The sequence below is a fragment of the Chloroflexus sp. genome, assembly GCF_034432675.1.
GTDB lineage: Bacteria > Chloroflexota > Chloroflexia > Chloroflexales > Chloroflexaceae > Chloroflexus.
In genome coordinates this window covers 1-14,953 of record NZ_DAOUBI010000031.1, presented here as the reverse complement: position 1 = coordinate 14,953, position 14,953 = coordinate 1, and the positions used below count along the sequence as shown (strand labels likewise).

Annotated in this window: 7 protein-coding genes; 5 read left to right on the top strand and 2 right to left on the bottom strand. The window is 57.2% G+C overall.

Annotated elements, in window-relative coordinates:
• Positions 1–244 (bottom strand): hypothetical protein (locus VAE55_RS02585; RefSeq protein WP_322814257.1); only part of this gene is annotated, 244 nt, incomplete at its 3' end.
• Between the two features lie 196 nt (positions 245–440).
• Between VAE55_RS02585 and recN the strand changes: the two genes are divergently transcribed.
• The 3 genes from recN (at position 441) to VAE55_RS02570 (ending at position 6,594) form a co-directional block, all read left to right on the top strand.
• Positions 441–2,201 carry a DNA repair protein RecN gene (gene recN / locus VAE55_RS02580; protein WP_322814256.1) on the top strand — a complete coding sequence of 587 codons (1,761 nt, stop codon included), beginning with the start codon at positions 441–443 and terminating at the stop codon, positions 2,199–2,201.
• Between the two features lie 47 nt (positions 2,202–2,248).
• On the top strand, positions 2,249–5,482 hold the full coding sequence (locus VAE55_RS02575; protein WP_322814255.1) for an O-antigen ligase family protein: 3,234 nt from the start codon (positions 2,249–2,251) through the stop codon (positions 5,480–5,482).
• An 89-nt stretch (positions 5,483–5,571) separates the two neighbouring features.
• Complete coding sequence (locus VAE55_RS02570; protein ID WP_322814254.1) at positions 5,572–6,594, top strand: MraY family glycosyltransferase; 1,023 nt, start codon at positions 5,572–5,574, stop codon at positions 6,592–6,594.
• Between the two features lie 84 nt (positions 6,595–6,678).
• On the opposite strand, the gene pcs is transcribed toward VAE55_RS02570, so the two are convergent.
• Positions 6,679–12,147 (bottom strand): propionyl-CoA synthase subunit Pcs, encoded by a 5,469-nt coding sequence (gene pcs / locus VAE55_RS02565; protein WP_322814253.1) that lies wholly within the window; start codon positions 12,145–12,147, stop codon positions 6,679–6,681.
• A 410-nt stretch (positions 12,148–12,557) separates the two neighbouring features.
• On the opposite strand from pcs, the gene VAE55_RS02560 reads away from it, so the two are divergent.
• Positions 12,558–14,759 carry a serine/threonine protein phosphatase gene (locus VAE55_RS02560; RefSeq protein WP_322814252.1) on the top strand — a complete coding sequence of 734 codons (2,202 nt, stop codon included), beginning with the start codon at positions 12,558–12,560 and terminating at the stop codon, positions 14,757–14,759.
• Positions 14,760–14,827: 68 nt separating this feature from the next.
• The coding region (locus VAE55_RS02555) for a transposase (RefSeq protein WP_416181162.1) at positions 14,828–14,953 on the top strand (126 nt) is incomplete at its 3' end.

Sequence of the window (14,953 nt, the reverse complement as noted above, 5' to 3'; positions counted from 1 at the left end):
GTGAGCGGGGACGGTGGGCAGGTCCACCGCCTGGCGAACCTGAGCTGTGGTCAACAGCCACGCTGCCGTGTCGCGGTACCTGCGGTCGCGGGAGACCATCAGCAGCACGCACGCCGCCACCTGGGGCAAGGGGGAATGATGCGGACGGTTCGGAGGCGCAGAACGTGGCAGCGCCGTTTGGCTCAGGTGAGAGGCGATACGCGCAACGTTGCCACAACGGCTTGCTCGCGGGTGCAGAAGCCATTGTTACCACATTTAATCAATGTTTGCAACAGAGCAAACGGCGCGAGTATTCTTTGGTGACCACCTCTGCTTGATACACCTTTTACTTACACTGCATCTATCATCGCCGCGATGCCCCCGCTAACAATCGATTGTGGTACAATGCACAACAGTGATAACAATCGTGCAGATATGCCTACGCGAGCAGTGCCTGCCGTATGCTGATTGAGTTGCAGATCCAGGATTTTGCGATTATTGACCGACTGCATCTGCGCTTCGAGCAGGGTTTCAATGTGCTGACCGGTGAAACCGGCGCCGGTAAGTCGATCATTATTGATGCGCTCGGTGCCCTGCGTGGTGACCGGGTTGATCCGACGTTTGTGCGTGCCGGTTGTGCGCGCGCCCGCGTTGAGGGGGTCTTTAGTCTTGATGATTGCCCTCACCTGGTGCCTCTGCTGGTTGAATACGATCTGTACGATGAAGATGACGGTCAGCTTATTTTGACCCGTGAGATGTCGGCTGAGTCGGGGCGCAGTGTGGCTCGTGTCAATGGTCGAGCCGTGAATAGTGCGGTGCTCCGCGAGATTGGCAGCCGGTTGATCGATATTCATGGTCAGCACGAGGGGCAGTCGCTTTTTAATCCACGCACGCATCTTGATCTGCTCGACCGCTTCGGCGATCTGTTGCCGCTTCGGCAACAGGTAACCGATCAGTTAGCTGCATTGCGTACCGTGCAGGCGCAGTTGAACGATTTGCGCACCGGTGAGGCGCGACGCCAGGCTCGCATCGAGGAGTTGCAATTGTTGTGCGATGATGTGGCTGCGGCAAAGCTCAGACCGGGCGAAGAAGAGGAGTTGTTGCGCGAGCGCAGTATTGTGCAGAATGCGACCCGGATTGCAACCCTGGCCGATGAGGCGTATCGAGCCTTGTATAGCGGTGGCGAGGGCCGCAGTGGGCGCCCGGCTTCGGAAGCGATGGCGCTGGCAGTTGATGCTTTGAATGAATTGAGTCGTTTCGATGATCGGGCTGCGCCGCTCGCCCAGCAGGCTACCGAGCTTCAGTACCAGCTTGAAGATTTGGTGATTGCCCTGCGGAGCTATCGCTCGCATCTTGATGTTGACCCGCGCCGACTTGAGGTGATTGAGGATCGGTTGACGGTGCTGCGCGATCTGCAACGTAAGTATGGGGTTGATCTGGCGACGCTGATCGAGCAGGCTGCTCGCGCCGGTGACGAGATCGAGCAATTGAGTAGTGCTACAACCCAGATTGCGGCTCTGGAAGCGAAAGAACAGGCTCTGCTGCAAGAGCTGGCGCGCCGGGCCGCCGAACTATCGCAACGGCGGAAGCAGGTCGGTGAAGAGTTGAGTCAGCAGATCAGTATGGCCATGAAAGACCTGGCGATGCCAAATGTTCAGTTTGCCGTCCAGATTGATCACCAGGATGATCCAAATGGGCCGCTGATCAATGGTCGGCGCCTGGCCTGTGATCGCAACGGTATCGACCGGGTTGAGTTTCTGATTTCGCCTAACCCTGGTGAGCCGCTGAAACCATTGGCGCGTATCGCATCAGGTGGCGAGAGTGCCCGGCTGTTGCTGGCGCTGAAGTCGATTCTGTCGCAAGTTGATGAAGTGCCAACCCTGGTCTTTGATGAAATTGATGTTGGGGTCGGAGGTCGCGCCGGTCATGTGGTTGGGCAGAAGTTGTGGATGATCAGTCGTCGCCATCAGGTGTTGTGTATCACCCACCTGCCACAGGTAGCCGCGTTCGCCAATGCCCATTACCATATTCGCAAAGAAGTTGTTGGCGGGCGTACCCGCACAGCGGTTGAGATATTATCCGCCGAACAACGGATTGATGAGATTGCAGCAATGCTTGATGGTGTTCCGAACGATCATAGCCGCGCCAATGCCCGCCAGATTCTCGAACGGGCGCAGGCATGGCAGATGCATCGCCAAGCTGAATTAATTCCGGAGCGCTAGTTCCTGTTCCCTGTGTATCGCTTGATGAAGAGAGGTTATTACCCCCTATGCGTTCCCATAGTGTTCTTGGACGGTGGAGCGCACGGATCATCGAGTCAAGCTGGTTGCTGGCACTGACGCTGGTGCCGATCTATTTCAACCTCTACTCGGTGCGCCACTTTGAACCTGATAAAGCTGCTGTGTTGCGTTCGCTGGCCCTGATCGGGCTGGCTGCGGCACTGGTCTGGCTGATCGACCAGATCAATCGCCGAAGTCCGGCAGGACAGACCACAACCGGTTGGAACTGGACGGCGCTGCGCAGGCATCCGCTGTTCTGGCCGGTAGCAGGCTATACCGCTGTCTTTGTGATCACGACGATTACCTCCGTGACTCCGACAACCAGTCTGTGGGGGTCGTACCAACGGATGCAGGGGTTGTATACGTTTCTTTCGTATGTCATATTCGGTGTCCTGATCGCAACCACGCTCCGCACAGCCACCCAACGCGAGCGCTTTATTTCGCTTAATCTGGCAGCCGGTACCGTGGTGGCAATCTATGGGATCATGCAGCACTATCAGCTCGATCCCCTGCCCTGGCGCGGCGATGTCATTGCGCGCGTGGCGTCAACCCTGGGCAATTCGATCTTTGTGGCCGCTTATCTGATCATGATCGTGCCCCTCGCACTCTACCGCATGATGGCCGCGCTGGCGGCTGCCCACCAGGCGCCGGGTGCGAGCCAGCCGGTAACTGAATGGCGTTGGGCAGGCAGCCAATTGCTGATCTGGCTGGCCGGTACCCTGCTCATTCTCGCGACGGTCAAGTTTAGTGTTGCTATTCGCACCATTGATTTTCGGTACTGGTGGCTCTTTCCGGGGGCTGTCGGCTGTGCGACGGCCCTGTGGTGGCTGTTGACCGTCGACCGTGGTGCGGCCCTACCGCGCTGGCCGCTGGTGGTGACCCTGTTGTTCCTGCTCGGTTTTGGGATGAGTTTTGCCTACAATGCAACCGCCGGTGTTCAGCAGGTTGCCTCTGCTGAGATCGCGGCCAATGCGCTGGATTGGTGGCTCTGGCTTGTGGGAGCGGTGGTAGCACTGTTGGCCGGCTATGGATTACGTCTCGCCGTAAAGATACCATCAGAACCGTCGCGGCTGACCTGGCAGTTGCAGGCGGTAGCCAGTGCGCTGGCGTTGGTGCTGATCCTCCTGACGATCTTCTTCAGTCAGAGTCGCGGCCCATGGATCGGCCTGGGAGCTGGTCTTTTTCTGTTTATCTCACTCGCGCTCTGGTTTGGGAAACGACGATTGGCGGCGACCGGTGATGAACGCAACAGTCGCCGTCTGGGTCAGATGCTGGCCGGCTGGATCGCTCTCACATTGATAGTTGGTGGCTTCCTGATCGTGTTTAATCTGTCGGATGCGCCCTTCTTCAACCGTCTGCGCGAGATTCCCTATGTGGGACGGATGGGGCGACTGCTAGAGGTGGAGAGCGGTACCGGGCTGGTGCGTCGTCTGATCTGGGTAGGTGACGAGCACGCCGGCGGTACGCTCGGCCTGATTACCAGTGATCCGCTGCGGCTGATCATCGGTTGGGGGCCAGAGAGTATGTTTGTCGCATTCAACCGCTTCTATCCGCCGTCGCTGGCTAATGTCGAAGCGCGGGGTGCATCACCTGACCGTTCACATCAAGCCTTCCTCGATGAGGTCGTGACGAAAGGTCTCTTAGGGTTAGCTGCCTACTGCTGGCTGATCGGGAGCCTAGTGCTGTTTTGCTGGCAGCAACTACAAGCCTCAACGAGCTGGCGTCATCAACTGCTGATCATTGGTGTGCTGAGTGCGATCACAGCCCATCTGGTTGAAGGCTTGACCGGCATTCCAATTGTGGCAACGCTGATGATGTTCTGGATGTTGCTGGGCTTGAGTGTGGCAGCGAAGCAGATAGAAGATGCTCAGGCAGCGATACCTGTTCCTGAGCCGGCAGCCCAGCCGACAAAGACGGGCGGACGCCAGCCTGCCCGGCGCAATCCGCAACGAATACCGGCACGCCAGATCGGTGCTCAACGACCGGATGGCACAACGTTCGGGATGGCCGGCCTGATCGGCCTGATCACCGTTGCACTGGTCTGGTGGCTCAATGTCCAACCAGTCTACGCCGATATGCGCTTTCAACAGGCCCAGAGTTACAGCGAACAGAGCAATCCATCCGCGCAGATCATCCTGGCTGCGCTGAATGAATATCTGGGCGCGATTCGGGCCAATCCCGGCGAGGATTTCTACTATCTCCACCTTGCCCGCACGTTGATGACGCTGGCTGATGGGCTGCGCAACCAGGGTGTCGCTATCGGTGACGCCGGTCAACCTGATCTTGATGTCTTCCTCCGTCTTGATGGCATATCGGCGATCACGGCGTTTGTCCAACGCTCGACACCCCTCAGTTTGTTGGCTCACGCCGAAGCAGCGCTGCTTCGTGCCCATCAGCTCAGCCCGCTGAACAAAGATCATTACGCTAATTCGGGACGGATCAACACCTTCTGGTACGGCTGGACGGGTGATGTCCAACGGCTGTACAAGGCGCTTTACTGGTACGAACGGGTGGCAGAGATCGCGCCGCGTGATGTTACCCTGATCAACGAGCGCGCCGGTGTGTTGATGCAATTGGCCGAATATGCGACGACAAACGGCGACACGGCGCAGGCTGGTGCCTTCTTCCAGCAGGCTGATGAACTGTTGCAAACATCGGCCCGTCTCGATCCACGCTACGGTGATACGGCGCTGCGGCGGGGTGACCTGGTACGCTTCCGCACCGGCGATCTGGACGCTGCTGCCACCTTCTACGTTCAGGCTATTGAACAGTCACCACAACAGATGGTCGACAACTTGGATCGCATTGCGCGTGCGTTGCAGAGCCGGCCTGACTTGCTAAGCCAGCTTCGGGCGGCTTTTGCCGTCCAAGCCGAACGCGCCGACCAAATCTTCACCGAAGCACAAGGGAAGCCCGAACGGGCGATTGAACTGCCGGCACTATCCGATCAGGCAAGCAGGTTGTATGCCGCTGTCGCCCGCCTGGCAGTACAAACCGGCGATATGGCCGGTGCGGTAGCACCATACGCCCGCGCTGTAGCCATCCAGCCCACCAATCCCGCGCTCAGCCAGCAATACACGCTGGTTTTGAGCGAAACGCTTCAGTACGATGCGGCTGTCGCCGAAGCGCAACGTTTGCTCTCGATACTTAAGAGCAGTGGTCGCAACAACGAAGCAGACCAGATCGAACAGCTCATTACGGTGCTGGAACAGATGCGACAATGACCATCGCACACCACACGGCTACACCATAAAGGCGAGAGGACAGATTCGCAAGAGATTACATTCCTTTGCAAGACCGGGGAACCCACCGTATGGCTAATATCGCCTTAATCCTCATCGCCGCCCTCACCTTCTCGATCCTCGCTACGCCGTTGGCTCGGCGAGCAGCATTGCGCAGTGGCTTCATTGCGATTCCACGCAGCCGTGATAGCCACTCCACGCCAATCCCGCTCCTCGGCGGCGCGGCGATCTATGCCGCTTTTGTGGCTGCCCTGCTCTTATTCGGCGACCTGGCGCATATTCGTGAACTGATCGGTATCTTGCTGGGCGCTACTATCGTCTCACTCTTCGGTCTAGCCGATGACCGTTGGGGAATGAAGGCACTCATCAAGCTCGGTGGTCAAATCCTGGCGGCAACTGTCTTGTTGCTCGGCGGTACCCAGGTGCAACTCTTCGCAGAGCCGATTCTCAACTGGATGGTGACACTCTTATGGGTGGTTGTTATCACCAACGCTATCAATTTTCTCGACAACATGGACGGGTTATCGAGTGGCGTTGCCATTATTGCGGCAGCATTTTTTCTCTTGCTGGCCGCCATGAATCAACCGCGTCAGGTGCTGGTTGGAGCGATGGCGGCGGCGTTAATCGGCGCCTGTATCGGCTTTCTCCGCTACAACTTTAATCCGGCCAGTATCTTTATGGGCGATACTGGTAGTCTGTTTATCGGGTTTATTCTGGCAGCGCTGGCGATTAAACTTCGCTTTCTAAACAACATTCCCTTGGTCACCTGGCTGGTACCGGTGTGTGTGCTCGGCTTACCACTCTTCGATCTGGCCCTGGTAATTGTCGCTCGTATCCGGCGCGGAGTGAATCCCTTTACAACTGCAGGAAAAGATCATCTCTCTCATCGCTTGCACACGCTGGGGATGACAAAGCGCGAAGCTGTGCTCACCTGCTACCTGCTGGCCGGCGCGAGTGGTTTGGTGGGTGTGTACATTACGCAGGCGCACCCTTCAGAGGCTTACTTAGTTTTCGCCGGTTTGGTGACGATAGCCGTCGGTGGTATCATCTGGTTCGAGCGCGTCTGCCCATCAGGACAACCACGGCAACGATAATCGGCTCAGCATGCCTCGACGGCCAAAAGATAACGGACGGAAGTTTCGATCTTCCGTCCGTTACCTGTTCAATACCCATCCGCGCTACCGCTCGCCCGCCGTCCACGCTTCGTACAGCTCGTCCCTGTTCTTCAGGCCGAGACGTGGCAGGGCGTGATTCACCACATAGGTTGCCGCCGTGTGGCGATTCTCCCACATCGCCTGATGTGCTTCGGGTAGTTCCTCCCACGGCACCACTGCCGGCTCGGTGATCGTCAGCAGACCGGCGCTGATCTCATCATTCAGACGCAGAATTTCATACGCATTTGAGAGGTGCGTACCAAAGATCTGCGCCGTCGGCATGTAGATGCGGCGCTGGCGCACCCAGATTTGCGGTGCGAAGAAGGAGTAACGCCGCCCACCAATGTCCTCGAAGTAGACAATCCGTCCGGTGAAGGGCTTGATCAGCATCGCACTCACCGCCAATGCATCGTGGGCAGCCCGCTCAATGATCAGATCGGGGTAGCCACGCGGATTGTCGGCACTCCGCAAGAAGACACCGACCGCGCTTCCTAACGGCTTGAAGACAAGATCGTTGAAGCGGCGGACAGCCTCTTTCAGACCCTGCGGGTCCTGGCGGGCGTTCGGCAGCGGCGGCATCGTGCGCGGCCACTCAAACTCATCGCCGAAGCGCCGTTTGAGTTCCGCCAGGCTGACGACACCACGTAGGGCAGCCCCGAAGCCCAACGAGAGGACAAACTCGCGTTGCGCATCGCTGACGGTAACGACGACGATCCGCGCTCCCATTTGCCGCGCCGCCTCGATAGCCTCCAGACCGCCGGTATCAACCAGGTCATCGCTCCCAACCCCGTAGTAGATCAACACCGCCTCACCGGCGCGGAGATTGGCCCGCCGCAGCATTTCGGTCGGCGACGCCGACCCTGGCTTACCCAGGAAGGTAAAGTGATAGCCACTAGTGGCACCGTAGAACGTAAGTGTCGGAATGTGACCATCGCGTGGCTCGCCGAGAAGCTGGAAACTGCGCGGGAAGGCAGTCTCACCCGCGTGAGAGACCACATAATCGGCCAGTCGGCCATCATTTTGCGCCCTGAACATCGCCAGCAATGGCTGACCGGCAGCTTCCCAGGCTGCCCAGGCTGATGGATCTTCGGGCACGCGCGTGAAACAATCGGCAACCTCTGGATCTTTACGGTTAATTGCACCGTGAGCGCCCGCGGCCAGCAGCGTAGATGCACGTGACGACGAGCTGACCATTCCAATCACGCGCAGACCATTCCGGGCCGCTGAGCGCGCTGCGTCCAGACCGGTACCGGTCGCCGCACCCTCGATAAAGATGGTTCGGCCGGCCTTAATCTGCAACGTCGTAAAGAGGGCGCGATAGATCGTACCGAGATTGAGGATGTAGCTGCCGGCTGCCTCGATAGACATATCGGTTGGGATGGGCAGACACTGCGGGGCCTGGGCCAGCATAAATTGCTGGTGCGATCCATCTGGCGTGTCGTTCCCCTGGATGACGAAATCGGCGGCCATCGGATCAAGCCCCATCAGCGGTGAGAGCAGATCCGACTGCCCAGAGTAGATCGCCACCAGATCACCCACCTTCAGCCGCCCTTCGCGTCGCGCCTCTTCACCAAGCGCAACGATCAGACCGATCCCACCTGAACCGGTCACGTGCCAGTCGCGGTCGTGCTCATCAAACCGCGACACCGGAATACCAGTAATCGCCCAGATATCGTTGAAGTTTACCTCCGAGGCCAAGACATAGATCAGCGCCTGATTGGCGCGGGGGCGTTCCACCGGCACAATGATCTGCTTTTCAGCCACGATGGGATCACCGTGAGCCGCCGCACCAGTTTCTGGATCGCGAATAACCGCCTGCGCATACTGCCACTTCGGAATCCGGTCAACACCGGGGAAGAAGGGTGAACCAACCGGCAACAGTTCTTTCTGTTCGCGCAAGAGTTGCTCCTGTTCGGGTGTAATCAATGGTCGGCGGGTCGGCAACGGTGCGCTCTGGCGGTCGAGGAACTCGCGAATACCACGCTTACCACCGTTCGGGTCAACGACTGCCTCGGCAAAGAGCTTCGCCTCGTACTCCAGTCCAGCCTCGAAGCCGTGGATATAGCCATAGCGGATTGCATCGAGTGCCCGCTGCACTGCCGCATCGCGTCCGACGGTATGAGCCTGCTGGATAATCCGCTCGATACGTGGATGGGCGATAATCGAGCGCAGCTCGTCATCGGCAAAGCGAGGATCAGGCTGGCGCCATTCCTCAAGCTGCTCGTGACGATGACGGAAAGCCTTCGTTACCGCAGCCGATTCGATCAACTGACCATCGGCACCAATTGCGGCACGGGCTAACGCGCATGCCAGCGACAGCGCATCCTGATCACCGGTGGCAATGGCATCAATCAAGCCCAGCTCCAATGCCTCATCGGCCGGTACACTGCGCCCACCCAGAATCATCTCCAGTGCTCGGAGCAAACCGGTGCCGTTGTTTCGCCTGTACAATAGGCGAGGCAATCGCTGCGTGCCACCATAACCGGGTAGCAAGCGCAGATTAATCTCGGGCTGACCGAATTCTGCATACACATCAGCAACCCGATAATGGCAGGCCATTGCGAATTCAAGACCACCACCGAGCGCCACACCGTTGATCGCCGCGATGCACGGCTTATTCATGCGCTCAATCTTGCGGAAGGCAAGATGGGCGTTATTCGGCAATGCCATTGCCTCTTCAACCGTATGAATCTCTTCGAGCAACTGGCGAATATCAGCGCCGGCGACAAAACTCCTGGCTCCCTGACCGGTGAAGACAATCGCAGCAACATCCTGACGGCGAGCCAGGTGATCAACAATTGTGTTCAACTCATCGAGTGCACGCTCATTCAGCGCATTCACCGGCGGATTCGTCACCGTCACCACCGCGAGCTTACCTGCACTGGCTGTTGGTGGGTGATACTCAATACGGAAGTAACGATAGCGTTCGATGATCTGCTGCTCTTCGGCCATACGCTGGCGGCGTTTCCACTCAGCAATTTTGGCTGCAATCTCTTCGAGCACTTCAGGATTGCGCAACGTCGTTGTATCACCCAATGGTTCATCGAGCATCATATTGCGCAAGAAGCGCCGCATATACTTCCCGCTGCGGGTTTCGGGAAATGCACTGACCTCGATGTAATCCTCTGGAACACTGACCGCCCCTTTCTCAGTACGCACCAGCTCATCGAGACGGCGGCGGTCGGCGCCGGTCAGATGACGGCCAGGCGCGGGTTGAATGAAGGCAACCGGGGTCAACCCCTTCTCACGGTGCGGTGCACCAACCACAATACAATTACCGACGGGCGAGTCGGGCGTGATCTGGCGGTCGCGCAAAATGGCACCCTCGATCTCCTCGGTACCCATGCGATGGCCCGACACATTGATCACATCGTCAGAGCGCCCGTGCAGCGTGAAGCTACCATCGGAATACTTGATGGCAAAATCGCCCTGAATATAGCCCCATTCACCATTTGGCCCACGTCGCCAATAGGTCTTGACAAAACGCTCGGCATCGCCTTTCCACGCCCGCAGCGGAATCTCACCGCGCAGGTATGCCTCGAAACCGGGCACATCACCCCAGATCGTACGGGTCAGATAAGGATACGGGGCGGTAATCACAATCTCGCCCTTCTCCTCGAAATCAGCAATCCGATAGCGAGTCGTTCCGCTTTCATCAGTTTCAGCCACCCAGACATCACCTATCACCCAGGGCAAGGGATAGGTATGGGCATCGGGACGGAGCGGGAAGTCCTGATTACCGTAGAAATGCGTCCAGACAATCCCGCCGTGCTCAGTCGCCCAGTACGAATTAATGTACTGCGGGGTCATGATCTGCATACCGAACTGCTGCACCGCTGGACTGACCGGCTCGGCGCAGAAGGTTGCTACCCGCAGCGAGTGCATATCATAGAGGCGCACATCTTCAACATTTTGTGAATTGGACATCACCGTCTTGAGGAAGGTCACACCCGCTTTGAAAATCTGCACCCCATAGCGCTCGATGATGCTGGCATAACGCCCGGCTGAAGGGAAGAGCGGTGATCCCTCGGCGATCACCCCGGTTAGCCGACCGGCCATTGTGGCCGTGAGCATATAGCTCTGACCGGTGATCCAGCCCGGATCGGCAATCACATAAATGGTATCACCCGGCTCGGCGTCAAAACTGACCCGCAAGGTATGTACTACGCCGGCAACATAACCGCCATGCACGTGGATCACACCCTTGGGCTTACCGGTGCTACCCGATGTATAAATGATAAACATCGGATACTCAGCATCAACCGGTTCACAGGGAATACTGGCGTAGAGCGCACGGATAAGCTGGTCATCGGGGAGATTGAGCAGATCGCTCTCGCTATGCACATCAAATCCAGCGGCACGAGCATTGGCGAGAATCTTTGCAAGCGCAGCATCCAGCAAATCGTGGCTCCAGCGATCTCGCCCCTCGTTCCACAAAATCTCCTGACCGGTATGACGCACAACCACCACAGCTTCTACTCGTGGTGGCGACTCGACCAGTGCCTGTGCTAGTACTGTGCGTACCTTTGCCTGCACACTTGCATCAAGATCGCGAAGCTTTGCCAGAGCAGCACCAACCCCACGCATCACGTCCGAGCGCTCAACCGTAATCTCACCGGCCAGTGCGGCCTCCACTTCGGTGATGATCGTCTGGCGCTGCGACTCAGTCAGGGGCAAGGTGGTCAGGGTCTGTTCAACAATCGACTGCGCTGTCTCAACCGGAATATACTTATCGAGCGCCTGATCGGTATACACTTCTTTGTAGGGTACTACTTGCGCGTTGCGATACGCACCATCAGAGGTAATCACCACCCGCGCACCGGCATTGTGAATACGGTCGGAAAGGGTCTTGTCCGAAAAACCCCCGAAGACCGGCGTATACAAAATGCCCAGACGTTTCGCCGCTTCTGTGTAATAAATCTGCGGCATAATATTCGGCATATTCAGGGCAATCCGATCACCCTTCTTCAGGCCCAGATCACGCAACACCTGCGCAGCTTTCACCACCTCTACCAACAGGTGCCGCCGCGTGATTGTCTCTTGTACAACCGGACCACCCCGGCCATTGTTAAGCGAGCTATCCCAGCGGTCACCTTCAAAGTAGTAGGCCACCTCGTCACCATAGCCCATCATGACATGCCGGTCTACTTCATTAAAGCAGGCATTTGTCAACCCACCACTAAACCAGCGGTAAAACGGCGCTTCACTATCATCAAACGCCTGTTGCCAGGGCTGATAATCGGCGGGATAATCTACCGTTACAGAAGCACCGGTAGCGGCATCTAGCCCTTCCCAACGCTGACTAGACTCGTTGAAGCGAATCCAGCAATGGTGTTGTGGGTCATACCAGTGGATAACTGTCCGGGCAATCGCGCCATGAAAGGCACCAGGATCTGCCAGCACAGCAGCGCGCTGAGCTTCCCAATCAACTCGATCCCGAATCGGATTAGAGCGAGGCGCCCGTGGTGGGGCAAGGGGCGCAGTGTCGATCATCGACCATCCTCCTTGACGTAAATGCTAATAGCCGGTTGTGATATAGATAACAAGGGGTGCATACTATAGACTACAGTGTATAACGCAATTCGTCAAGACCTCAAACAATTGAGAATTGTTCACTCTCTGCCCAAAGCTACCTACATAGCGCACAGAATCACTGTGTAGTTTAAGATCAAATTCTGGTTGATGATATGAATGCCACGCATAGCACGAACCTAAAAGGGTATGCCGATCCATCCTACCTGCCATGTTCTGGAAATAAGATGCCTGCATCTGCCTATCTTTCTTTAAAAGCATTCATTCCGATCAACGAGAACGTAGCAAGGTGGTATACTGCTTATATCATCATACAGCGTAGTTACGAACGTGTTTGACTGCCTGCAACTGCTTAGACTGTGACCAGACCCATGTCCTTTCAGCCGGCCATAGACGAACAACTAATCATTGACGGCGTCAGCTATCTAGTATGTGCTCACCCTGCCCTTCCCGGTCATCCGTTTATCCAGGAAGGTCAATACAGCCGGCTTGTCCAGTTGCGCACTGCCGGCGGCTTCGTTGCCCTGAAGATACAAGATCAGATTCGCGATCAGGCACTCAGCATCCACGCGACTCAGATCCAGCCCCTCAGCGCCATTCCCGGTTTACAGGTAGCACGGCGGATGATCATCACCACGGCAAACCAACCGGCTCTTACAACGACTCGACCTGAACTAGAGTACGCGATTCTGATGCCGTGGGTGTATGGCCCGCCCTGGCAGGAACTGATTCACCATCGGCGGCCACTCAGTGCCGCGCAGAGTTTGAGTCTGGCTCGTGCGCTAACCGATCTGCTGGTCACACTTGAGCAACGAGGTCTGGTTCACGGTGATTTGCAGGCAGCGCATGTGATGCTGCCGGGATTGATCGATCCAGGTACAGCGGCTCCTATCGCCCTCGTCGATCTGGAAACGATGCACGGTGTAGGTGTTCTCCGTTTACCCCTTCCCCAACCGACGAGTCCGTATCACCACCCTGTTCCGGCACAAGGGCTGACCGGAGATCGCTTCAACGGCGCCCTGCTGATTCTTGAACTGCTCGGCTGGTGTGACGAAGAGGTGCGAAATGCCGCTGCTGGCGATAGCTTCTTCGCTCACGATGACCTGCTCCGCACCGGTGAACGGTACCACATTCTGCGTGAGGCATTGGCACGCCGATGGGGGCTTGGGGTAGCGCAAATGCTTGATCGCCTCTGGCAAAGTTCGACTCCGATGAACTGCCCGCAGCTCAAAGAATGGCAGGCGATTCTGCCGTCGCCGGCAATGGCAACGGTAGAAACACCTGTCCCCACCCCATCGCCACCCTCACTTGTCGATCCGATTGGTCAGCTCATCACCGACGCCACTACCCTCCATGAACAGGGACAGCCGGCACAAGCCCTGGCAACCTACCGTAGCGCACTCGACCAGTTGTCGGCCCACGATCCACGGGTCGGGCAGATCATGCAGACGATTGACTCACTCGAACGAGAGCTGGCCGACCTAAAAGTGACAACGCCATCCACGAACCTGAACTGGTCGATACCGATTGGGATTGGGGGTCTGATCATTGTGCTGCTTGCTGTATTAGCTACTATCGGTCTAAACAGAACATCTACACCAACGACAGAGCCGTCTCCCGCTCTACCGACGGCAGTTGTTGCCCCAACAGAAACGGTTGCACCACCTACTCCTTCGCCAACAGCAACCCCACAACCATCACCGGTGTATGTGCTATCGTTTCAGATTGACCGCATCGTTCCCACCGATCTGTATATCAGATCAACACCGTTAGAATTTACGGTGCAGGGTGTTGGATTGTCCGAAGTACGCACAGCGACCCTGCGCGCAGCCGGTTATGAACCAATTGCGTTGACAATAGTCGATGGTAGCAGCGACAACGAGCTTCGCCTGCGTTTACCCGATCTCACCATCCCGCTGGCCGGTGCGATCCCTTTCACGCTCGAACTCAACAATACGCCGATACCCGGCGCAGCCGTGACGCTGCGCGACTATATCAGTGTGCGCACTGTAGCCGGTGTCCGTGCCGAATATCGCTATACCGGACGAATTGAAGAAGATGGACAGGGGGCGTTTGCTCGCATGTACACCGAACCGGCGACGACCAGTGCCTTGAGTGACCCGATCCGCAATGGTGATGAAGTTGAGATTTTGAGTGATCAACCTGCCGGATGGTACTGGGTACGCATTCGCACCAGTAATGATCAGAGCCTGAGTAGTCGGAGTGGCTATATCGAACGCTGGCTGATCGACAATACAGACGTACCGCCACCGCCAACACCAACCATTCCCCCCGAACCACCGCGGCTACGGTTTGTAAAGCTCAGCGAATCGGAAGACACCCGCTGCGTTCTGATTCAAATCCGGGGAATTAACACCAACGGTTGGGTAGTTTCGATAGACGGACTACGACTACGCAGTGCATTTGACGCCGCAGGAAATGTGCGCATCTGCGGCCTCCGCCCACGTCAGGAGGTGACGTTCACTGTACGCGACGAGCAGGGAGCACCGGTACGCGGCGGGGTCGGTGTCCCTACTCGTGGGAGTGATGTGATGTTCGCCGAATGGCGTTGAAGCAGACGCCAGCAGTTACCTTAGAGCCTGTTATGGACTTTTCGGTTCTGCTCGTATATCACAACGCTATGACACGAAAAGCCTATCCCTGTGATGTTTCTGATGAAGAGTGGGCGTTCGTCGCGCCCTATGTGACGCTGATGGACGAAGCAGCGCCGCAGCGGAACTACCCACTGCGCGACGTCTCCAACGGG

Excerpts from the sequence above, each read along its gene's own strand:
- recN (WP_322814256.1), top strand. The coding sequence starts at position 441 with ATGCTGATTGAGTTGCAGATCCAGGATTTTGCGATTATTGACCGACTG.
- VAE55_RS02575 (WP_322814255.1), top strand. The coding sequence starts at position 2,249 with ATGCGTTCCCATAGTGTTCTTGGACGGTGGAGCGCACGGATCATCGAG.
- VAE55_RS02570 (WP_322814254.1), top strand. The coding sequence starts at position 5,572 with ATGGCTAATATCGCCTTAATCCTCATCGCCGCCCTCACCTTCTCGATC.
- pcs (WP_322814253.1), bottom strand. The coding sequence starts at position 12,147 with ATGATCGACACTGCGCCCCTTGCCCCACCACGGGCGCCTCGCTCTAAT.
- VAE55_RS02560 (WP_322814252.1), top strand. The coding sequence starts at position 12,558 with ATGTCCTTTCAGCCGGCCATAGACGAACAACTAATCATTGACGGCGTC.